Source organism: Pseudoalteromonas caenipelagi, assembly GCF_013140855.1.
Classification (GTDB): Bacteria; Pseudomonadota; Gammaproteobacteria; order Enterobacterales; family Alteromonadaceae; genus Pseudoalteromonas; species Pseudoalteromonas caenipelagi.
In genome coordinates this window covers 476,458-498,334 of sequence record NZ_JABBPG010000002.1, presented here as the reverse complement: position 1 = coordinate 498,334, position 21,877 = coordinate 476,458, and the positions used below count along the sequence as shown (strand labels likewise).

The following is a 21,877-nucleotide window of genomic DNA, read 5'->3' as shown; positions in this document are numbered from 1 at the left end:
GAAGGATAAGGTGAAAGGTATGAATTCATACAGTGAAAACCTGCAAAAAACAGTCAGTACAACACTGAATAGTTTATATGCAGATCAACAAAAAATAGCGTCAGAGCAACGCAGCGCTGAATATAACTTGTATTTTGCACAAGGTGCTCAAATTAGCTCAGGCGACAACTTAGCAAACACCAACATACAACTGGCAGCGGCACAAGGGTTAAACGATCAAGGAGTAACATGTGATAATACCGCAATCAATTTATTAGGTACGGCTACCACACTACAGTCAAATACCACCACCGCAATCAGTAATGTTGCGGCTGCGGCGGCCAACATAAAAGCAGCGTCAAACTCAATCTCTAAAGTTGCGGCTAATATCGGTAGCGCTTTGAATATTGCGTTAGCATCTTGCTACGATACCGACATTTATAAAAAAACCCAGCAAGCCAATGACTTTATTTCTGTCACGGCAAATGAAGCTGAGTATGCATCTCAGTTAGCCATGGAGGCTTCTAGCCAATGTTCAGAGCTAATGAGTGCTGATGTACTGTCGAATGTAACGGCGTCTAAAACTGCGCTTGAGCAGTTATTGACAGAGCTAAGCACCGATGTAACTAATTTGAGTAGCCAGTCAACTAAAGATTTCCAAACCTTCAATTCGGATAAAAAAGCTGAACGAAAAGCAGAGGGGGTGCTCAAAGATGCTGACTCACAGCTACTAGGTGTGAACGAATCAGTGTTTGCGGCAAACTCACAGTTAAACTTAAATGTAAACTGGCTCCTAGACCCTGTAAAAGCAAAGATTCAGGTCTTCAGCAGTGTCTATGAATCGCCTTTTGTGGTGAACGCCAAAGGCAGCAACGCTGAGATGCAAGTGGTTGAAAATCAGTATGTGTTTTTCGCCAAAGCCAGTAACCAATCAAGTATCACACTTGAACAGGTAGAAACGCTATTCTCAGAGTATTACACAAGCGCCAATAGCAATCACACAAATCGATTCTATTTAATGGCCTCTGAAGTGGCTCCGATTATTATACATGGCGCTGAGTTAGGCAACTCAGCACAATGTTCATACCTCCCTACAGATGCTGATGCTGTGCGCGATTCAGATGGTGATTTAGTAGTAGCAGGTCAAGATTATGTTGCCTTTATATATGTAGAACTAACGCTCGCATATCAACGTTTTATTGGCGTTTATGACAATATAATTAGCAGCGCATCGGCGTCTTTTACACCAACACTTGCACTACCAGTAATTAACAGTTCATCAGTAAGTGGTAAAGACATTCAGGTTACTCTAGAGGCGGCATCTTCAGAAGTAGAGACCAATGTAGATACTGAACTACATGTTATGTTGTTGCCCAAAGATAAACCTGACGAAAGAGGGTTGATGACGAGTTCGCCTTCATCTGTTTTACCGTTTTACTTTAATGTGTCTGTTGCTCAGCAAGTCTCTAGCGCTAACTATTTACCCGCTGAGGCAGACTTTAAAAATGCGAACTTGAATGTGAGTGTCAGCATTACTGATGATACAACCGACAATTTTGGTAGTCCTTTAATCAAGGATATTGAGTATTATATCGGGGTGTTATGTCTGCCGCATAGTGCACAAAATCTAACTCAGTATCTACCAACTTTATACATCACCAATTCGCCGGTTACCTTTGATGGAAATCATCTTAATGCTCCACAGATAAGCTTTTCTAATGTAACCCATGTCAATAATACCAAGCATACTCCACTGATCTGTTCTGCTGCTGTGCAACCTTCAGCCCTTGGCTTAAGCGCACAAGCAAAAGAAGAGCCAAGTACAGCAGAAGAAAAGACTGCTGAAAGTAGTGATACCAGCGCAACTGATAGTAAAGATGCTGCGAAAAAGTCTAACAAAGGCAATAAATAAGGAGATTCATTATGACAGCTATAACCCAAACTCCAGGCCCTAAATACCGCAATTCTAAAGGTGTTGCGCAGAATAAAAATGCTGATATTCAGGCTCTGACAACACAAGTAACAGACGCGCAGTACACGGTAAATGAACTAACCAATGTAGTAACTTCTTTAACCAGTAAGCAAGCGTATTTTGCCAATTTATTAACGATAGCAAGTAGTCGACAAGCATCTGCTTTGTTGCATTACAATCAAGCAAAAACCTTGCTATCGGATATTAAAGAAACGCAAAACTATGTCACAGTGGTGGCAAAACAAGTTGGCAGTGAACAAGACTCCGAATCCTTGAGCGGTAAGCTCAATGAAACGGCAAATTATATGGCCAGAGTCATCGATAAGTTGATTTTCTCCGCTGACATTATCGAGAAGTTGCAAGACTTTGTTGATCGTAGAAAGGCGGTTAATCAAGTCATCCCCGATGATTTGGTTACCTATCTAAACAACGCGGTGACCGAATCAAATAATGCCGTGTCTTTGACACTTACGGCGCTACAAAGTTGCTATGCGAGTATTACACCTGTTCAGGAAACAGAGGAGATCTCTACCTTACAGTCTGCTCAAATGGCGTCATTGTACACACAAACACAATCTCTAAAAGATTCATTGGCAACGTCTTATCAAGCATCAGAGACCAGTTATCAAAGTGCGCTCAGTGCTAGCAACATGGCCAATCAGCAATTGGAAGACGCACAAGCACAATTAGCAGAAGCAAAAGCAAACTTAGCATCACTCAATGCGGGTTTAGAAGCGGCTAAAGCGGCGGCGTTTGCAGCCTAGTAATAGCAACTTAGTTTGGGTCAGTTGTGCGCTGCACAACTGACCCACGCTTAAGTTTTGCAAGGAGTTTGCAATGATATACAGAGAGTTTTTTTTCGACAGCTATATCAATAGTAAGTGGATCCCAGTTTATCCGTTTGGTAATCAAGCGCAGCTGGGGGATGTATTTCAAATTCATCAAGGACGTATGTGCACATTGCTTAATGCGACTTTAGATCTTGAGTTAGGAAATCACATCCATGCTAATGAACCTTTTCCTTTGCGCATTGACGATTGGCGGCACACCCAAGGCTGCACAAAAGTTCAAGATAGCCTCATTGTTGAGCAGACAGTTGAAGAACAGTTAGTAAAACGACAACAAATGTATCGTTTTGAACGCCCCGGTAGTTATTTATTTTGGGCACAAGACGCACAAGCAACCTTTATGCGTAATTGGGCACAGGTCGCGCCAGAATTAATGGTCAAGCTGACGCAGAGTAAATATACGTTTCGTGAAGCCTACGTGGTCACAGCAATTGCCACCATACCTCGTTGGGGATTGGCAATAGCCCAAACCAATGAGGCTGAGCTGACATTAACCGGTGAACGTGAAAACAGTGCATGCTTATTTGAGCAGCAACTTTGTAATATTACCAATAGCAGCGGCTTGGGCTTTTTTGAACACAATAATTTGGAAGCGACTCGTTTCGAGCGACCACTGCATTTTTTTAGAGCAAAAAAACTTACATTAAGTGACCGAAAATTTGATGATTTTTTATATGACCTTGAGAAACGCGGTACTTATAAACCCCAACTTCCTATAGATAACTGGTTACATTCAACCATGTTAAGTCTTGCTGCGACTGAACAACTCAACATCAATACCTGCCAAGACTTTTTTCAATGGCAAGATGCAACACTCGATGATGTTGTGCGTTTAACTGACAATGGTTAGGGAGCAGCTTATGAGTTATTCAGCAGAACAAAATCTTTCAGTGTTATACCAAGAAATGGACTGGCTACAAAGTGTGGTAGCTCAGGTTATTTGCAACTACTTAAAGCAAGAGGGCCATGAAAACCATTGGTTTGAAATTACACCACCACTAGTAGAGCGTGAACAAAGCGCTTATAGCGATTTAGTACTTGAGTGGGAGCTAAATACTTTTGAACGCTTAGCACTGGCTTTGGCTATGGCTCCAGCAATTAAACCTGAAGTGCTGGATATATTATTTGGTGTAAACCAACTCATTGATCGTGGATTTAGCGAGTTTGGCGGAGTAACAGACAAAGCATTTGGTGGCTTTTTACCAACAGCTCAAACGCTGTATTTTTTAATTGCAGCTAATGACCCTTTATGGCGTGTTCAAGTTGATTTACTGCTATCCAATCGGCATAAATTTATGGCGGAGCAGGTCACAGAGCTTATGCCAGCAGATGCATCGTTACCACATTGCGCCGGTGTGTATAAAATCACTGAACACTGGCTTACTTACCTGTTAACTGGCACACATACAGCGCCTGAGCATAGTACGAGCTTTCCTGCCCATGCACTAGAAACACCCCATCGATGGCAAGACTTAGTATTAGATTATTCAGTAATGAAGCGTGTCGAAGAAATTCGCGCTTGGCTTGATTATGGCCACATTCTGATGTCTGATTGGCAACTAGATAAAAAAGTAAAACCTGGTTATCGAGCCGTGTTTTATGGGCCATCGGGTACGGGTAAAACGATGACAGCAGCACTATTGGCCAAAGAAACAGGGCGAGAAATATACCGCGTTGACCTGTCTATGATCGTTTCTAAATATATCGGTGAAACAGAAAAAAATCTGTCGCGTGTATTTGAAGTCGCCAGCTATAAAGATTGGATTTTGTTTTTTGATGAAGCTGACTCACTGTTTGGAAAACGAACGGCAACCAGCTCCTCCAATGACCGTCATGCAAACCAATTAACAGGGTATTTACTACAACGTATCGAAGACTTTCCTGGCACCGTTATTTTGGCTACTAATTTGCGCGCCAATATGGATGATGCCTTTACAAGGCGTTTTCAAAATATGGTGCAGTTTACTATTCCAGGCCCAAGTGAGCGGTTACAACTTTGGCAAAATGCATTCGCACATGTGTGTGAATTAAATGAAGATATTAATCTAGCGCGTATTGCACAAGACTTTGAGTTAGCAGGGGGGCAAATTATTAATATTTTACGCCAATGCGCCTTGCTGGCGATACGCCGAAATGAACGCGTTATCTATCTAGACGACTTACTTGAAAGTATTCGCCAAGAATTCCAAAAAGATAACAAAACTATCAATATTACAGGCATGGAATACTCGTGATGAAACACATTAATGCAAAAACTTCTTCAGAGCACTCAAAACAACGTGTAACACGCCCAAGTTCAAAACCATTGGTAGACAATCGCACCGTACAACAGCAAGCATTACAACTGGCGGGCGACAGATATTACTGGGTGAAGCCAGCAAATGGGAGCTGGCAATACGTGGGCGCGTTTAAAAATCACGCGCAAGCAAATAATTGGTGGGCTGCTAATAAAGGTAACTACCCTGGAGGTCGGTTTGGCCAAGGCAGCAGTAAAACGAAATACCGATAATTTGGTGCCAAGGTAAGGATAGCAACATGAGTAATAGCAAACAGCAGTATCAAAACAGCGGTAGTTCAAGCACACAACAAGCTGCGCAGCGCAAAGGGGCCAACGTATTAGTTGATAACCGTCCAGATTCAGTACAACGGCAAAAAAGCAATAACACAGGGTTACCTGATAACCTGAAGTCCGGCATGGAGTCGTTATCAGGCATGAGTTTGGATCACGTCAAAGTGCACTATAACTCCAGCAAACCGGCCGCGGTACAAGCTCATGCTTATGCACAAGGTAGTGATATTCATTTGGCGCCAGGGCAGTCCCATCACTTGCCTCACGAATTGGGCCATGTGGTACAGCAAGCACAGGGCAGGGTCAAGCCAACGACTTCTGTTAATGGCCTAAACGTAAACGACAACCCAGCGCTTGAACATGAAGCAACGGTAATGGGCAATAAAGCGTTGCAACGCGCATCTTTAAGCTCAACACCAAATTATGACCATTACGAATCGTCATCCACATTGCAAGCTCAACCACTGAACAAAAATCATAGTGCGCAGTTTAAACCCATTGATGGTATGGACGGTGTTAACTATTCAGTGATGAGCCAAGATAGTTATCAATTGTGGCAAAAGTCTAAACAGGGCACTGCTCAGCTACATGGCAAGTGCGTTGATGGAAACAAAGTCGTTGTAACTCAGTTTCAAGATACTGCCCAACAATTTAGCCTAGGCCCAAAAACAAAAGGCCTGTTGTTAATATCTGAAGGTGTGCTAACAGCTGTTGCAGGGGGGGTTGTAATAGCCGCGACTCATGGCACTTTAGCAATCCCCGGGATATTGTCGGTTTGTGTTGGGGTTTCAAAGTTTATACGCGGAGTGACCACGATATGTTTAGGTAACAAAAAACCAACAGACGGCGTTAAAGCTAAGTTGGCTTTTGCACTTATGGACGGATTAAGAACATTTGAAGCCGGCGCCTCAATAGCCAGTGCAATCATAGGGGGTGGTAATCCAGTAAAAATGACAATAAGCTTAGTATTTGGTTTGGCGAAGTCTATCCGAAGTATCTGTACTGCAATTGCTGATTTTATCAATAGCAGCCAAACAGGCGCACAAGACTATCCAAAGCTACTGGGTTTTGTGAAAAAAGTAGCGGCAATTGCTCATTGGGTCGAAGTAGGCGCAGGAACCTTATCAGGAGGAGCAAGCTTAGTAGGTGGGAATACGGTAGGCGGCTTAACGGGATTAGCAACCGCAGCTTCAAAAACTGTCAGAGCTAAGGACCAACACGATAAAGCATGGCCAAAACCAGAGCCAACGGCACCAACTGAAACAACAAGACTTTAGTTAACGATGTAATTGGTTTACCGATTACATCTTTTAGTCAGCGCATAAAACAGATCAATATATGAGCATATATTGTTACAGGTTTATTGCTTTACAATAGTTTATAGTTGCTCTATGTAAGCGTGTGCTTCGCGAGAGTTAACTAAACTTTGAGCTGTGCTTTTTTAATAAAACTTTAAATAATCATTTATGGTGATTACATTCGGCAAGCATTACTGAGCACTATAAAACAATAAGTTACTGTAATGCGGCGTTCGAAATTAGAAAAAAAGGCGTTTAAATTTAGACAACGCTAAATTATGTTAAAACGCCTTTTAAATCCATCATTCAACCCAAAGTTCCGATTGTTTCTGTGCAGCTAAAACACAAGCTTGTTTCAACTGCTCGCAAGTTACTTCAACAATATCGTTATTAGCTAAAACCCAAAGCTGAGTGTCCGTATCGGACATTAATAACACAGCTCTTGCCATTCTACTTTGACTTACTTCGTCACCATCAAAAACCATATCATCAACAGCAACTGTAATAGCTGCGACATTTGCAGCGCGTTGTGCTTTGAAGCGCTCACGTTTTACGGCTTCAATATGTTCCGCGTTGTGGGCGATGGTTTTGGGGTGATGATAGGCAATCAACGCTTCATCGTCATAAACAATGTGCGCGTCTTGTGCTTCGGTTGTGAGCTCTAAATCTATCTCAACGTTTTTGACTTCATAACATGCGCGGCGTTTTGCCATATCAATCACAGGCTCTTCTGGCAACTCGGGAACCGCGACAGGCTCGTCAGGGTTTGCAGCGTTGTGCGCTTGGGCCTGTTCAATCTGCGCTTGAATATCAGCCAATGATGCTTGCCACTGTGCATGGGCTTGCGTGTGTTCAGCTTCTTCTTGTGTAATTGCTTGCTCAAGCGTGGCTTGGATTTGCTCGGCTGGATGTCGAAGCATTTGTTTAGTGGCAACGTCAGCGTAAGTAACTGTAGATGTTTGCATTTCAGTTGCGTCGATTGTATGTTCAGTCATGAGTAGGCCTTAGTTGTTATATGCGATACCAATAGGAAATTGGGTGTGATGGCAAAATACTTTTACTGTGTTGCCGTTAAGGTCGGTTTTAACATTTTCACCATCTACAATTGGAATAGTTTGATCATCGCCCCAATCCGTACCATTGTGTTTTAGCACTGCGCCGTGGAATTGCAGGCAGAGTAAGCCATTTTTTTCTATAACTGTTGGTAGTGCTTTGAATGCCTCTGAATCATGTCTAGGCGCACCGATTCCTAGTTCGTTGTGAGTCGGTGAGTACTCATTTGAGATTACCTTACCGCTTTTATCTACAGCTGATTGTATAGCTTTTACATTACCATAGCGTTTTGAAGCTTGATCCGACTTGCCCACAGTAGAACACAATGAGCCCATCAACCGATTGCCTCGAGTTAATGAATAATCTGCGGAGAAATATACATCATCCAAAGAACCTGACACACTAGAGCTTGTTTCTGATTCAGTAAAACTTGAAAGAGACTCGTAGTGCATTAGCTGAACGCGGTTTGCTTCTATGTTGTTTGTAAAGTCATTTCTTACGCTATTAAATGTCGATGATGTCACAGCCCAAGAAGCACCGTTATCCAACGTCAATACGCCATGCTGAGCACCTGTTACTTTTCGATTTGCCGCAAAACTTTCTGTTAACCCTGTCGGTAGTTTTGGGATCCACTGTCCAACTACACCATCTGGGAAAGTCGCGGCAATCTGTTCTGGGTCTCCAATAATATCTACCCAAGGGAGTGAGTCGAACGTTGCAAACTCAAAAACATGAGCAATGTAACATCGCTCCTGTTGGTTTAAGTGGCTTGTGTAACTCCCCGAAAGCTTACCAAGTGCATTTGGTGAATGGTGTAACGCTAAATGACCTGTATGATTAGTTAACGCGCCATAGCCAACATATCCTGTCGAAGGCTGCCAAACCATGACTGACTCCCCAATTTGAAACCCCATAGATTCAAAATCAACTAGGTCTCCCTGACCATTACTATTAACTCGGAAGTAAACATTTGAATTATTGTTGAAGCTACTAAAATAAAACGCATCCAAAGATTTAAATTGTGTAAATAGTTGCTTGCCTCTTCCACGTAATGTGCCCGCCACAGCTTTACGCATGCTGTCTTCACGCAGTTGGTTTACATCTAGTTTATTAGCATTTAGGCGTAAATCTTCTACTTGGCCAGCATAGATAGCATCGTGGTATTTGTATTGGTCTGGGCGGCCAGATTCAGCATCTTCTGCACCTATATACCCTGAACGTGCTGTAGGTGTTGGCTCACTCCCTAGATTTTGTGCTTCAAAGCAACGTGATGTAGATGTAATTGAACCAGCAACTCCATTTGAGTGCCATTTAAGATTAAGACTGATTCCAACCACAGCCCACGCTCTACAACCCATAGGATTATAAACTGGGTGGAATGCACCTTGGTTTAAGCGTTGAACTAAGGCGATTGGGACTGCGTGGCACTTCCCATCATGGGCGGCACTTGGATGCGCATTGCCTCCGTTTACCACTACAGAAAATTGGCCTGTTGAACTCTCAGCCCACTTTGGTGAATCTGATGCAAACCAAGTTCCACTTGAGTTTGCAAATACCGGATAGTCAGCTCCCCAATCAACAACAAAATTCGCAATTCCTCGCGGGGCGATAAAATCAACATTACCAGTTTGACCTCGGCCATAGCCCAAATACCGCTCAAATGAACTCGCCCCTGATTGATCATTCAAATGCGCCCAATTATCTCCAAGCCCCTCAACGACCCGTACTCTATACCTAACTTGAATATACGCTTTGGCTTTTGGGTCAAAGTAAATATTATGCTCTGGCTCGCTTAAAAATACGGCTTTTTGCTCATCGGTGAGTGTTGACCATTTAACGCCATAACCTTTGGTATTTTCATCCCACTCACCAAAGGCTGAGTAGCCTTGTGCAACCAAGTTATTGAGCAGTGGTATATCTTGATAACCACTTGCGCCGTATTGCACGTTGCCCAGTGGGTAAACCACATCTTTGTCGGCAATTTTTTCATGCCATGACTCTAAAAACACCAAGTCTTTACGTGAGGTGATGACTTTATTGGTGTCAGTCTCTGATGCAAAAGCCACCTCTGCATTGCTATGTTTGGTTACAGTGCCTGTTGTTGAGTCATAGGTTTTGGTACCGTCGGGAGCAGGAGGTGCTAGCATCATAACGTAGTGAGGGTGTGCAGTTTGCGAAAGTTGAGTTATAACACCATCAATTACAGCGACCCCTTTTTTAGTGCTTGCAATGCCTTGACCGCCCACATCGGAACTAGCTACCCCAATTGAAATGGTGTTACTACGGTCAAGCCATGTCCAAAGACCTTCATTTACAGAATCACACAGTGAATTATGTATATGCTTACCCCACTCTACAAACCCTGAACCCGCATATTGCTGTTTACGCATTTGGCGCAGGGCATCAAACTGGGCTTTGCTCATTACCTCTGGGTGAGGGTTCACGCTTTGCGCTTGTTCAACTAGTGTTTTTAGCGTGGGCGTTGGGTGTTTGTTGCCGTTTTGGTCGGTCAACTCGACTGTACCCGCTTGGGTTTGCCAATCCATCATAGCTTTTGTATTGCTAGCTAGGGCGTCATGAGTGCCTTGATATTGTGTATTTAGCTGCTCATGCTTGTCTGTTACGTTTTGCAATGCAGTAACCGCATTATTGAGTTCTGTACTCATCATTGCCTCGTTTTAAATAGGGAATAGTTCGTTGATTTGGTTAGACGTCAGGGAGTTGTTTAGTAAGCCATTAAGCGCAGTATTAAGCTTGGCGTTTTGCTCGCTTAGCATACTGGCCCCCAAAGCGCTCAGTGCGGCATTGGCTTTACTGTGTAGCGCATCAAGTGATACGGCTTGTGCTGATATTTGCACTGCGGCATTGGCATCAATTACTGAGTCTTTAAGTTGAGCAAAATGCGATAAATCATGATTGATATCTACAGAGGCTTGCATCACTTTATCGTGTGTTATGAGCGCTTGATTGCTCGCACTCATGGCATTAAATGCATGACGCTGGGTGCTTTGCTCTGTCGATGCCGTTTGCCTTGCAAACGTGTTGGCTGTGCGTGCCACCGCGTTTTTAGCATCAACTGTGGCGCTTTCAATGCCAGCTTGCGCCTGCGTTGCCTGTGCTAGTGTTTGCTGTGCTTGGCTTGCTATTTGCTGCTGCGCATTTGCCATCGAATTGTTAAGCGTATCGCTGAGCGTAAGTAGGTCCCTCTTGAGCTGTTCAACCGCTGTTTTATCTGCGCTAACACTTTGTACATCGCTTTGTGTTTGTGCTTGCGCGGCTGCACAAATAGCCGCTGCTGCTTGACTGTGGGTTTTATCAAGCTCAACTAGTTGCGCGGTTTGCTTTATATCTGCTTTTAGCTCAAACACGACTTGTTGTGCATTGCTTACTTGCTGCGCCTGAGTTGCCACCGCGTTCGATTTCGCAATAACGTCACTATGTGCCGTTACCACTTCATCGTGCTTAGTTGTTACTTTATTGCTGGCGCTGATAACCAGCGGGTAAGCCTTATCAAAGTGAACAATGCGCGGCTCAACCGTTGCCAAACTTTGCTTGTTCGCCTCGATAGCTTGCGCCATGGTAGACAGGTCACTACTGGCATTCATGGCCACCTGTGCTAACTCAGCAATTTTTGTAGGTGTTGGAATCGCCGTTTGCTCACCTAAAAAATTGGTGATTGAGTAGCTGTCATCGGTGCTTGCAAACCAGCCTGTTAACTGGCTCTCGCGCAGATGCCATTTGGTTTGTAAATCAGCAATACCTTTTGCCAGTTTAGCCGTGGTTGTGGCAGTAAAATTTTGCACTAAACCGTAATCTAGGCCGTTTGCACTGAACGTGGGCAAAAACGGCTGGCCATCAAGCAATGCAACTTTTAACTGAGTATCGCTCTGCACTTCAACCACTTGTAACATCATGTCTTGCTGATTGGCTCTAACGTAGAGCAAATCGCCTACCTGCGCTTTGGCTACGCGCTCAAATAGCGTGTTTGTGCCAGTGATGATTGCGTTGTTTTGTTGTATTGAGATTGTGCCTATGGAATAAGCCATGATTAACCTCGTTTGTAGATTACTGCGACCATTTTCACTTGGTCGGGGGAGTCGAATGTGACGTTGTGCCGCACTTGTGCGATTGTATACCGCTCTTCGCTTTGCGTGGGTTGGCGCATGCCTTTGCCGTGCATTGAACTTGAGCAAATCAGGTCGCCTGTTTGCAAGTTGCCACCTTCGCCGCACACGTTCATAGCGCCTTCACCGCCAGCGTTGATGCTTGCCACATCGTACAGATACGCGAGCTGCTCCCATTCATCAAAGCCAACTAACCCAGCAGGTTGTGAGTCTGTGAGAGTACGGCGGCGGGTGTATACTCCACGAGCCGTTACATCCATCGGTGAACTTGAAAGCTTTGCTGTACAAATGGCGTTGGAGATATTGGCAATGTGCATTAACTCATCATCACAGAGGATATCGCCAGGCTCAGGGGTTAACTGTTTTGGCAATAATGTTTCATGCGCGGAGGTGTGTGGGCCTATTTCACCGGAACGTGCGTACAGTGCCCATATTCCAGCGTCTACTTGAATACCGTAATTATGATATTTGACGTAAATACCCGTCGAATTAGATATACCGTTGTTATACACAAACATGTTGCGGTGAAAACTCTCACCACTAGCTAGCAATCTAGTATTGATTACACCATTTTGTCGAAGAGCCAACATACCAGAGCTTGCGGTAATCGTGCTGCCATTGCCTGCATCCCAAGTGCATGAACGAAGCGTTGCGGAATTTATAGTCCCACTAGTCGCATAGATATTGCCTGAGAATGACCCGCTTGTAGCATTGATATGACCTGTGAATGAACCGCTACTAGCTTCAACTCGACCTTTGAACGTACCGTTTGTTGCGTAAACAGAACCAGAAAAAGAGCCGCTTGTTGCATTAACATGCCCCGTAAATGAGCCGCTTGTCGCGTTAATATGCCCCTTGAACGAATAACGCCCAGCACTAGAGTCAAAATACACAGCGCGATTATTGCTGTTATCCAACAATTCAAAAACGCCTGCTTTTACCTGCATTCGCCCGGGTGTTATATCTAAACCGGTGATCTGGTTATTTACGTCAACGCCAATTGATACACGGCCCTCTAACTGCCCAAGTTTATTTGCTTGGGCTGTCATATGGCTATAAACGCTGGCTGTGCCGCTAGCCGTTGTAACACTCACATTACGAACAAAATTTGCCAACGCGCCATCGTTATCAACTTTGGTAAAATACACCTCACTTAGCCCTGCAATGTCTTCACCGATTTGGGCCTTTAGAGTGTTTACTTTAGCGGCAATAGCCTGATTCGCGGCACTCTTTGTGTAATAGTTAGTAGTTATTTCAGCATGGTTACCCTGATACTCTGCACGCAGTTTCTTTGTTTCAGAAGCAATAACATCATCAGTGGTTGCTGCGGTATAAAAGGTGTTATTCAGATAAGCTAAGTTATTTGCCACTTTGCTTTGTAGTTCTGTTTTGGCTTGCGACACTGCACTTTCTGAGTCCGCTTTAGTTATATAATAAGTCGTTATCTCTGCGTGATTGTCCTCCACAGTAGAAGAAAGCTGCGTAATTTGCGCTGATATAGCTTGCTCTGCTGTAGCAAGCGTTTGGCTTACCTCAACAATTTGCGCTTTGCTATCCTCAACTTCAGATTTAACCGTGCTTATCTTTGTAGCTAACGCTTTTTCAGTATTAACTAAGGTCTGACTTACATCTGTTATTTGTGCTTTGTTTTCTTCAAGTTCAGATTTAACCGTGCTTATCTTAGTTGCCATCACCTCGTTTTCACTGGCTTGTACTGCAACAGCTTCATTTATCACGGCGTTGGTGATGTCCGTTTTTTCTTCTAAATGCAGCGTACTTTTTAAATCTGCATCAAACACATTCTCTGCATTTAATGCTTGTTCTAAAACCGATTCGGCAAGTTCGTCCATTTCACCTAAACGCTCGGTTATTTCCTTTAAATCACCTGGGCCTACGCCGATTGCGCTAAATGTTTGACGGGCCGATTCACCATCGTAGTACACCGTGGCAGTTACAGAACTGGTGCCATTTTCTTCTATGAGTAATTCAAACGGTAATTCTGTTTTGTTTAATCGGTCTTCGGTTTGTTCAATGAATATTTGTGCATCAACGGTGTCATCCAAAGTCACAGTAAACGCTTGGTAGGCAAGCAGGGTTTTGCTTACTTTGTCATACAGTACCGCTTTTACAGTGTGAGATAGATTCGCAGGCGTCCAGCCAATGCCTGTGCCTGTCCACGTCGGGCTTTGGGTTAGCTCAAATGATAGGGTAGACAGCCTAATGTGCTTTACCGCTTCTTCGGTGGTTACGCTACGTACCACCCAATCACTTTCGCCCACGTTGTTGACGGCTCTGCACTGATATTTGTATGTAGTGTTTGGAGTCAGGCCATTTTTGGTGTACACGTTAGATGTCACAATGGGGCTTTCTGCTGGCGCGTCGTCACTACCTAGCCATTGCCATTCGATTTTGGTGCCTAGGGTGTTATCAAACAATATTGCTGAAAGCGTTACGCTTACGTCACTTACATCAACGAGCACTTGCGGTGGTTGGGGTATGTCGATTTTAAAATCTATGGCGTGTGGGGCGCTGGCTTTACCGCGCACGTTGACGGCTTTCACTTGTGCAATAAATTCGCCCACTTGTAGCGTTGAGAGCAATGCCGTTTGAAAATTCACGAGCTGCCTGTCTATTCTGCGTTTTTGCTCACCCTCAATCACGTAAATATCAACGGTGTAATGCATTACTGCGTCAGGCGTGTCATGACTCCATGTAAGCATATAGTAGCCATCGCTGCGTACTGATGCGGTTAGAGTTTCGATTGGTTTAAGCTGTCCTGGTACATAGTTGGTGTTTGGTGTTAAGTCATTAACGCCAGGCACCAAACCATCTTCCCACAGCGCGGCGCTGTCTTCGATACACTCTAAAGTAACCGCGCCGTCAATTTTGAATTTACGGCCAACCACGCGGTACGTTTTATTGTTTATGTGATACTCGGGTATATTAACTTTGATTGTTCTACCGACCGCAGCACGTAGGCCAACGTGTCTAAGTGGCAGCTCTATTGCACCGAGCCTTGTTTGTTCAAGGGCTATGGCTGCAAGGCGCTGCGCGGTGGCGCTACTGCGCACGAATGGAAGGTTTATTGTTTGCTCTAGCTGTTGGCCATCTTTTTCTAAATACCCGTCGGCTATCACTGGCGGCGCGTCTGTGCGCTCATACTGCTGATTTGGGTCAACAAACTGAGCGCGCATTATATTGGCGCGTGAGCGTAAATCCGCATGCCATTTTATTTGCACATCGCCGCGAATATCGGCAGTAGTGACCGTGTATGTCGGGTTGCCATACCATGCGCCAACACGCACGTACCATTGGCCCATTTGCCTAAATACTTTGCCCGCAAAACTGCGCTCTAACTGCTGCAAAACTTCGAGGGGCTTGGATGTAAAACTAAATGTGCCATCTACGGTGTAGCGGGGTTCATGTTTAGTTTGGCCGCTGGCGGTGGTGTAGGGTACTTGCTCATCACATACGTTTGCGGCCGCTTTCCACCAATTGAGTGGTAAATGCTGATTTGGCACGTGGTTCGCACCGTAGAACCGCACGTAATGCAGCGTGCACAACACCGCATTTTGTGACCACTTCCAGGTACTTTTATCGTCTGGGTTTTGGCTCGCGTCGCGTGGGTCCCAAACACGAGCACCACGTATTAAAAACTCACAGTCGCTAATCCCATCGGGGAATACATCACGGTTATTCTCAAACTCTATGTATACATGGGCTTGCTCATTGCCCACGTGTTTGTCGGTCCAGCCTGCCATGCGCTTCACCGCTTTTGGGATAGCTTGAGTATGACGACCATCTGCTAATTCGTAGTCGTATGAGTCACTTGGATAGTTGCTTAGTGGTTTGTTGGCCAAATATACATCTTCAAGCGCGTCTATAGGTGCACCGTTGATTAAAATAATGAGCTGTATAAATTCTTTTTCGCCACGTTCTATGGTGGCTTGGTGCGCTATTACACCGCCAACGCGGTCGCGGCCGAATGTTATGCGGCGCGGTTTATCAATGCCTTTTTGTAACCCTTTAGCGAGCGTGGCTGTATCTTGCTCGGGCTGGTCAATATTAGGCGATAACTTGTCAAACACCGCGCCAACGGTGGCATCCCAAACACTTTCAACCGCATCACCAACGGCTTTAACTACCTTACCCATGAATATCACCCAACGAGTAAACGTAGCGGACTGCATCAAGCGATAGGGTTGTTACACCATAATCAGACACGGTATACACGCAACCAAGGCCAATAATGCCACCTACCAATTCTCGCTCATAGTTGCACAGCGCAATATCGCCCCGTGTAGCAAAACCTATAGAGTTGGGTTTTGCGTTTAAACGGCTTTCAAAGGTGCGTTTAAAGTCACGTTTAATGATGTTTAAACCCTGTTTAAACGTGGTATAAGTGCCACGCTCTGGGGCAGGGTCAAAGCCGTGCACATACTTCACCCAATCAGCTACAAACAAACAACAATCAAACACACCCAACTCAAAGGGAGTGTGCTCACAGCTTTGTAAATAGGCGTCTAGCTTAGCGATGACGGATTTCACTGTTACCTCCCACGCGCCTACCTGGTTGTGTATCGGGCAATACATGCTCAACCGTTGATGCATGCTCTGAGAAAAACTCATCTCCCGGGTAAAGTGCTTTTTGTGTTGAGTCGTTCCAACGTTGGTGCAAACGGGCCTGCTGCCATCGCTGTGACTCGCCCGTAACCGATAGAGTTATTTTTGACAGCGCACCGCGCTCTGTGTCGCACGTAGCAATAAAGCCGCTCTCGATTAACTGGTACTCGTCAACGCGGTAATGCTCATCAACACTCACGAGGTAAATATCTACCTGTGAGCCGATAGGGTCATTGGCGGCAACTTCGCCCAAAATGTCAGAGTTTGGGGTGGTTAGCGTCAGGCGAATGCTGCTAACGGTATTTGAGTCGTTGGCGGGTATCTCGCTTACTTGGCCAAGTGCACCTAAGCCATGCCAGGTACCACCTAAAAAACGGCGCTCGCCAACACCTGTGTGTAATAGCAAATCGCCATCAGGCAAATTTAAACGTACAAAGTAGCGCGCTCTGCCGTTGGCTATTTTATCAATAAGGGAGAGTTTAACCGCTTCCATTAAAACGCCTCTCGCCCTTTGATGCGCCAGCTCGTTACAATGCCATTTTTATACTGCGCATCGGCCAATCCTTGCTTGTTGTCAGCGAGTCGAAATACACCCGCTGGCTTATAAAAAATAACAGGGGTGTTATGCATAGGGATGCGACGCATGGGCGACTCAAAATGCAGCATTGTTGCGCCGTAACTTGCTGGCACAACATCCTCGGTCAGCACTTTTAATTCAGCTGCACCGCCAACACCAATTTGAATTTTAGAACCAGCGCGAGCATAAATTTGGCCCGCTGGCAGGTTAGTAACAGCCAATGTATTGCCGTCTTGATTCGAGCCACTCACATAGGCATTTGTGGTTAGCTCGGTTTGCTCGTAACGATAGTCATGCATTAGGAACGCACCGACTGAGCCGCGCAGTTTTGCTAAAAACGCGTCGAGCACCAACGCATCAGCTTCTGGCACGTTGTTCAGCTCAATTTCAAACTCCCAATACGCGCCCTCGTCGTCGAATACTTCTGTTGCATTATTAGCTTTATTAACGTGTAACTGGCTATTGGGGACCAGTCTGAATACACAAGATTTCGGCGGTTTAGGGAGTGGCAAATGCTCCATTATTTCTCATCGCTCGTGTTCAAATCGTTAGAGCGAGTGTAAAAAAAAATGGAGCTAAGGGGAGGGTGGAAAGTGGTTTACATAGTTTTTGTAGCACTTGTCTCCAAATTTTCAGTTAAGTTTTTTAGGTGCTTTTCTATATTTCCCTGGCTTCCTTTTAATAAGTGATTACTGCCTTCGTTTTTTATATCTATTGACTCTTTATAATAATTATACAAAAACATCAAAAGTTTATCTCCAAGGGCAAGTCGAATCGCTCTGTAACCTGATGACAAGTAATCCGAATTCTCGTTGTTCAATTTATCAAGTGATTGTAATTGTTCACAATTCTCTGCAAGACTTTCAAGTACGATAAAAAAATATCGGTTTCTTGAGGTGTGAAACATAGCCTCTTTTTTCATTTCATTACGAATAGCGTGATTTAAATCATTTAAGTGATTGATATTTTCATAGGAAAAACCTTTATTTTTACCTTGAGTGTTGACATCTTCTCTCTCGATGCACTCTCTCAAATTCGAGGGCGTCAGAGAGAGACTCTTTAAAATTCTTTGAACCTCTTCGTTTGGTGTATTTTTAAGTTTGTTTGCATGAGTCTTGAACTTGTTTTTTAGTCTATTTTTGACAATATGAAAACCATCTAAAGGTTCAAGCTGCTCACTTTCCAAACGTTGCTTCACCTTCTCGCAAATGTTTTCCAATCTATTCAATATTTCGTTACTTAGAGTCAAAGCTCTCATCATAGATAACTCCCTTTCGCTAGATCTCCATGTTGCGTAAAGCAGCACTATAGTGGCAACTAATAATATAGGGCTAAATGCATTATTAAAGAATGTTGCAACATTTACCCATGTATCAAAGTTAAGGTTTGATGAGTTAATACCAAAGCTTCTCAAATACCAAGCCGATAAAAGCATTGATGGCAACAACATACTTAAAGCCAAGTAAAACAAAACACGATCATGTTTAGCCTTTTCGCTAACGATTAGAAGCACTTTAAAAATGAATGTACTTATGATTATTAATACTAATATAAGCCCAAAACCCATAGCTATCCTTGTAAAATTAAGCCGCATTTCTAATTGACTTGATAATAACACCATTCTCTTGAATGTCTTTAATGATCAACGCTGTAATTTGCTTACCTATATCTTGCCCAACGCGATTAGAGCTGGCTTCATCCGCACCGCCTTGCACCATTATCTGGTTGGTAATGTTAAAGCTGATATTGCCAGTACCTTGACGTTCGCCTGCATTGTAATGGCGGGCCATGGCGCTGATCTCAATATTCTGTTTGGGAGATAGAACACGCTCGCCACGTTGCAGTAGGTAGGTGCTTTCGTTTGGTACGTAATCTAAACCACCGTGTGCAATACCCGCTGGTTGCTGGGCTTTAATCTGCCGAACTTGTGCCATACCCATAGCAACCGCAGCGGCTGCGGCCGCAGCACCAAGAGCAGGGCCGATAGGTTTAATCCAAGCAAGTGCAGAGTATGCACTAGTTGCTGATTCGTATGTTTTGATGAGTGCCTGACTGATAGCAAATGCTTTATACATCTTAAATGCTTTTTTGCTCTGCTCTCCCATGGCTTTAAGCCCAGCCGCACCGAGTCCAACTACAGCACTAGTTTTCTCCAACGCTGTTTTTTTCTCGAAATTGGCAAACTCAAGTAACTGGGCTTGCAGTGGGCCAGTGTGGCGGGTACGAATTTGCATTAGTCGCTCTTGGTGCGCGGCTTCGTCGGCTTCTCGTTGGCTTTGGTACCCTTGTGCAGCCAGCAATTCTTGCTGACGTTCTAAGTCTCTAATCTCATTATCTGTGTTGTATTTTATTTCACCGGCATCGTCATTCGCAGCTAAACCAATTTGTGAACGCCGCTTTGCATCGATACGCGCTTGTTGCCGAGCTTGCTCAACCTGCAACGTACTATTGTACGCTTCTAGCGCTTCACGGTTCGCAAAGCCTTTAACTTGTGCAATGCGGTTTTCAAGCGCTGCGCGTTGGTCGTTTTTACGTTTTCGCTCGGCTTGGTTTTGTATACGTGTTTTTTCGGCTTCTTTTTTCTCTTTAAGCTGCGTTAAATCATCTGAATATTTAGCCGCAAGCTGCTTTAAAATCGCGTTGTATTTATTGGTGTTAGCCGCATCATTATCACGGGCCGTTTCAACCATTTGTTTGCGTTTGTTGTAACTGTGTTTAAGCGCCGCTTCTTCACTGAGCAAACTGACTTGTAAGCGTTTGATGTTTTCGGGTAGTTCTGCCACTGCTTCCTTGCTTTGCTCTTTGAGCTTTTGCCACGGTAAGCTTTCGAGATTATTACCAATATTTGCAATATCCTGGGCGGTTTTCATTGTTTCAGCGCGTAGCTGAGATTGCGATTGAATGTAGCGTTCGACCTCAGCTATTTGCTGTTTGTAGTGAAACTTACTTTTGTCGGAGCTTGCTTGTTGCTCAAGTGTTTTGAACCTTTTAAGCTTTTCATATGCGTTTTCAATATTGGTGGTGTAGTTCGCTATTTTGTTTTTGGCGGTATTAAACTGCGAACGAGCGTTGGCATTGTTTACCGAGTCAAACGCGTCGCTTAAATCGTAGAGGTAGGTTTTAAGTTCTTTAGTGCTCGTACTGGCTTCATCGCTTTGCGATGCAAAATAGGCAATACCTAAAGCGGCCGTAACAGCAATGCCTGCGGGGCCACCCAATAGCGCCATACCACTTGCCAGTGTGCGCGTAACAACATTTGCCCTTGCTGCTGCCACTGAGTAATTGTTTGTAGCTGCTGTGAGTGTTGCTTGCGTTGCTACGGCGCGTTGGTTTGCAATCGCTAATTGCGCAATTGCACGGCTTCTTAGCTCTGTAGTACGAGCAACGTTCAGTTGATGTTGTGCAAATTGCTGCGCCTGTACCGCCGCTTTGTGTTGAATAACCGCACTGCGTTGTTCTTGTGCTGCTAGTGCTAAACTCGCTTGTAGTGCTCTGTTCTTAGCTAAAGCTTGGCTTGCAAACACAGTGGCGGATTGTGCAGCACTACCCACCAATTTTGAGCCAATCACAATGGCAAGCGCCGTGGCCGATGTGGTTAGCCCCTCAACCAAGCCCTTGTTTTCACGTAGCTCAACCATCGCGCTTTTAAGTACGCTTACAACGCTGGTAACAGCAAAGTTTACGGGCTTTTCATACTCACGTATTAAGCGCTGGTACTCGTTGCCCATTTCCGCAAAGCTTGCGTTAATTTTGCCCTCGGTAGCTTCGGCCGCGCCTGCATACTCGTTTAACGCTTTGATGAGGTAGCGCTTAAACATTTGGCTTGTGACTTTGCCGTCGTTCACCATTTGCCTAAAGCCACCCGCAGCTTGTCCTGAGGCTTTGTCGAGCTTTTGCATTAAGCCAGGCAACGGTTCGGTGACTTGGTTTAGCTCTTCAGCGCGCAGTACGCCTGCCGTCATGCCTTGGGTCATACCAAACAAGCTTTGTTTTAACTGTTCATTACCTGCACCTGTTTTTGCAGCAGCGTTAGCAAAGCCTTCTAAAATTTGCACACCTTGGCTTTGGGTTACAACACCCGCTTCTTGCAAGTTGAGTATTTTGGAGTATGAATCAGCGAGTGTGGTGTAACTTGTGTTTAGTCTATCGGCCGTTGCAAATAGATAGTTTTGTACCGCGTTATATTCGCGCGCTGAGCTGGTTAACCCTTTTAACCGCGTATCAAGTAACTGGGCGTTACCCGTGTCGCGCACAAACATGGCGGCGGTACCGATACCCACAACACCCGACATAGCACTGACCAAACCGCTGTAACCGCTTTGCAAAATGCCGAGTTGATGGCCAATAGATGTTTGCTGGCGCATGAGTGTTGCTTGGCTTGCGCCTAGGCGCTCGTTAGCAGCCACTTGTTTGCGTATGGCAACCGGCAATTGATTTAAATCTCGCACATTGCGTGCGGTACCCGATGTTACCGATTTACCGTCGTACTTCAAGCGTAACGCTAGATTCAAGTCTTTGCTCATCGCCTTGCCTTTGTATTGTTATTATTGAGCGCTCTAAAAACTGCAGTTTGTTAAAGTCGGAGGGCGTTAATTTAAGCTCTGCATAGCGCCAGGCTATTTCTGCTCTGGCGTAATCTAAACCTATTTCTACACCCTCTTTACAGTATTGCCACTGCGAGCTGGCGAGAGTGAGAGCATTCACTGCAGGCCAGTTCTGCGGCAATACATACAGTTCATTTTGTGTTTTGGGCTTAGTAATAGGCCCACAAAAGTGGGCCAAATCATCGTCTACGGTTTTGCTTGCTGCTAGGTCGCCCAAAAACCACCTAGCA

The 21,877-nt window shown here is 44.6% G+C and carries 16 protein-coding genes; 6 read left to right on the top strand and 10 right to left on the bottom strand.

What is annotated here, in order from left to right; all coding sequences use genetic code 11:
• Positions 1–19 precede the first annotated feature (19 nt).
• The 6 genes from HG263_RS06970 (at position 20) to HG263_RS22290 (ending at position 6,645) form a co-directional block, all read left to right on the top strand.
• Positions 20–1,891, top strand: coding sequence for a hypothetical protein (locus tag HG263_RS06970; RefSeq protein WP_171625349.1), 1,872 nt, complete (start codon positions 20–22; stop codon positions 1,889–1,891).
• A gap of 11 nt (positions 1,892–1,902) precedes the next feature.
• A complete protein-coding gene (locus HG263_RS06965) occupies positions 1,903–2,715 on the top strand; it encodes a hypothetical protein (RefSeq protein ID WP_171625348.1) in 813 nt (270 codons plus the stop codon).
• Positions 2,716–2,788: 73 nt separating this feature from the next.
• The gene (locus HG263_RS06960; protein WP_171625347.1) at positions 2,789–3,649 is read left to right on the top strand and encodes a hypothetical protein; all 861 of its coding nucleotides are present in this window, start codon (positions 2,789–2,791) and stop codon (positions 3,647–3,649) included.
• 10 nt (positions 3,650–3,659) lie between these two features.
• Positions 3,660–5,033, top strand: a complete 1,374-nt coding sequence (locus HG263_RS06955) for an ATP-binding protein (protein ID WP_171625346.1) — start codon at positions 3,660–3,662, stop codon at positions 5,031–5,033.
• Positions 5,033–5,308, top strand: coding sequence for a hypothetical protein (locus HG263_RS06950; protein ID WP_171625345.1), 276 nt, complete (start codon positions 5,033–5,035; stop codon positions 5,306–5,308). The genes HG263_RS06955 and HG263_RS06950 overlap by 1 nt, the downstream gene beginning before the upstream one ends.
• Before the next feature lie 26 nt (positions 5,309–5,334).
• Positions 5,335–6,645 carry an eCIS core domain-containing protein gene (locus tag HG263_RS22290; protein ID WP_246239896.1) on the top strand — a complete coding sequence of 437 codons (1,311 nt, stop codon included), beginning with the start codon at positions 5,335–5,337 and terminating at the stop codon, positions 6,643–6,645.
• 323 nt (positions 6,646–6,968) lie between these two features.
• On the opposite strand, the gene HG263_RS06940 is transcribed toward HG263_RS22290, so the two are convergent.
• From HG263_RS06940 to HG263_RS06895, 10 genes are all read right to left on the bottom strand, one after another.
• A complete protein-coding gene (locus tag HG263_RS06940) occupies positions 6,969–7,661 on the bottom strand; it encodes a DUF4376 domain-containing protein (RefSeq protein WP_171625344.1) in 693 nt (230 codons plus the stop codon).
• A gap of 9 nt (positions 7,662–7,670) precedes the next feature.
• The gene (locus HG263_RS06935) at positions 7,671–10,385 is read right to left on the bottom strand and encodes a hypothetical protein (protein ID WP_171625343.1); all 2,715 of its coding nucleotides are present in this window, start codon (positions 10,383–10,385) and stop codon (positions 7,671–7,673) included.
• A gap of 12 nt (positions 10,386–10,397) precedes the next feature.
• Positions 10,398–11,765 (bottom strand): hypothetical protein, encoded by a 1,368-nt coding sequence (locus tag HG263_RS06930; protein ID WP_171625342.1) that lies wholly within the window; start codon positions 11,763–11,765, stop codon positions 10,398–10,400.
• 2 nt (positions 11,766–11,767) lie between these two features.
• Entirely contained in the window at positions 11,768–15,997 is a 4,230-nt protein-coding gene (locus HG263_RS06925) for a phage tail protein (protein ID WP_171625341.1), read from the bottom strand.
• Positions 15,990–16,391, bottom strand: coding sequence for a DUF6950 family protein (locus tag HG263_RS06920; protein ID WP_171625340.1), 402 nt, complete (start codon positions 16,389–16,391; stop codon positions 15,990–15,992). The genes HG263_RS06925 and HG263_RS06920 overlap by 8 nt, the downstream gene beginning before the upstream one ends.
• Positions 16,372–16,959: a hypothetical protein gene (locus tag HG263_RS06915; protein ID WP_171625339.1), complete on the bottom strand. Its 588-nt coding sequence runs from the start codon at positions 16,957–16,959 to the stop codon at positions 16,372–16,374. The genes HG263_RS06920 and HG263_RS06915 overlap by 20 nt, the downstream gene beginning before the upstream one ends.
• On the bottom strand, positions 16,959–17,564 hold the full coding sequence (locus HG263_RS06910; RefSeq protein WP_171625338.1) for a hypothetical protein: 606 nt from the start codon (positions 17,562–17,564) through the stop codon (positions 16,959–16,961). Before HG263_RS06910 ends, HG263_RS06915 begins: the two co-directional genes overlap by 1 nt.
• Before the next feature lie 77 nt (positions 17,565–17,641).
• Positions 17,642–18,610: a hypothetical protein gene (locus HG263_RS06905; protein ID WP_171625337.1), complete on the bottom strand. Its 969-nt coding sequence runs from the start codon at positions 18,608–18,610 to the stop codon at positions 17,642–17,644.
• A 16-nt stretch (positions 18,611–18,626) separates the two neighbouring features.
• On the bottom strand, positions 18,627–21,566 hold the full coding sequence (locus HG263_RS06900) for a tape measure protein (protein WP_171625336.1): 2,940 nt from the start codon (positions 21,564–21,566) through the stop codon (positions 18,627–18,629).
• Positions 21,520–21,864 carry a DUF1799 domain-containing protein gene (locus HG263_RS06895; protein ID WP_171625335.1) on the bottom strand — a complete coding sequence of 115 codons (345 nt, stop codon included), beginning with the start codon at positions 21,862–21,864 and terminating at the stop codon, positions 21,520–21,522. The genes HG263_RS06900 and HG263_RS06895 overlap by 47 nt, the downstream gene beginning before the upstream one ends.
• Between the last annotated feature and the right edge of the window lie 13 nt (positions 21,865–21,877).

Excerpts from the sequence above, each read along its gene's own strand:
- HG263_RS06960 (WP_171625347.1), top strand. The coding sequence starts at position 2,789 with ATGATATACAGAGAGTTTTTTTTCGACAGCTATATCAATAGTAAGTGG.
- HG263_RS22290 (WP_246239896.1), top strand. The coding sequence starts at position 5,335 with ATGAGTAATAGCAAACAGCAGTATCAAAACAGCGGTAGTTCAAGCACA.
- HG263_RS06940 (WP_171625344.1), bottom strand. The coding sequence starts at position 7,661 with ATGACTGAACATACAATCGACGCAACTGAAATGCAAACATCTACAGTT.
- HG263_RS06930 (WP_171625342.1), bottom strand. The coding sequence starts at position 11,765 with ATGGCTTATTCCATAGGCACAATCTCAATACAACAAAACAACGCAATC.
- HG263_RS06935 (WP_171625343.1), bottom strand. The coding sequence starts at position 10,385 with ATGAGTACAGAACTCAATAATGCGGTTACTGCATTGCAAAACGTAACA.
- HG263_RS06905 (WP_171625337.1), bottom strand. The coding sequence starts at position 18,610 with ATGGGTTTTGGGCTTATATTAGTATTAATAATCATAAGTACATTCATT.
- HG263_RS06950 (WP_171625345.1), top strand. The coding sequence starts at position 5,033 with ATGAAACACATTAATGCAAAAACTTCTTCAGAGCACTCAAAACAACGT.
- HG263_RS06970 (WP_171625349.1), top strand. The coding sequence starts at position 20 with ATGAATTCATACAGTGAAAACCTGCAAAAAACAGTCAGTACAACACTG.
- HG263_RS06955 (WP_171625346.1), top strand. The coding sequence starts at position 3,660 with ATGAGTTATTCAGCAGAACAAAATCTTTCAGTGTTATACCAAGAAATG.
- HG263_RS06915 (WP_171625339.1), bottom strand. The coding sequence starts at position 16,959 with ATGGAAGCGGTTAAACTCTCCCTTATTGATAAAATAGCCAACGGCAGA.
- HG263_RS06900 (WP_171625336.1), bottom strand. The coding sequence starts at position 21,566 with ATGAGCAAAGACTTGAATCTAGCGTTACGCTTGAAGTACGACGGTAAA.
- HG263_RS06965 (WP_171625348.1), top strand. The coding sequence starts at position 1,903 with ATGACAGCTATAACCCAAACTCCAGGCCCTAAATACCGCAATTCTAAA.
- HG263_RS06910 (WP_171625338.1), bottom strand. The coding sequence starts at position 17,564 with ATGGAGCATTTGCCACTCCCTAAACCGCCGAAATCTTGTGTATTCAGA.
- HG263_RS06925 (WP_171625341.1), bottom strand. The coding sequence starts at position 15,997 with ATGGGTAAGGTAGTTAAAGCCGTTGGTGATGCGGTTGAAAGTGTTTGG.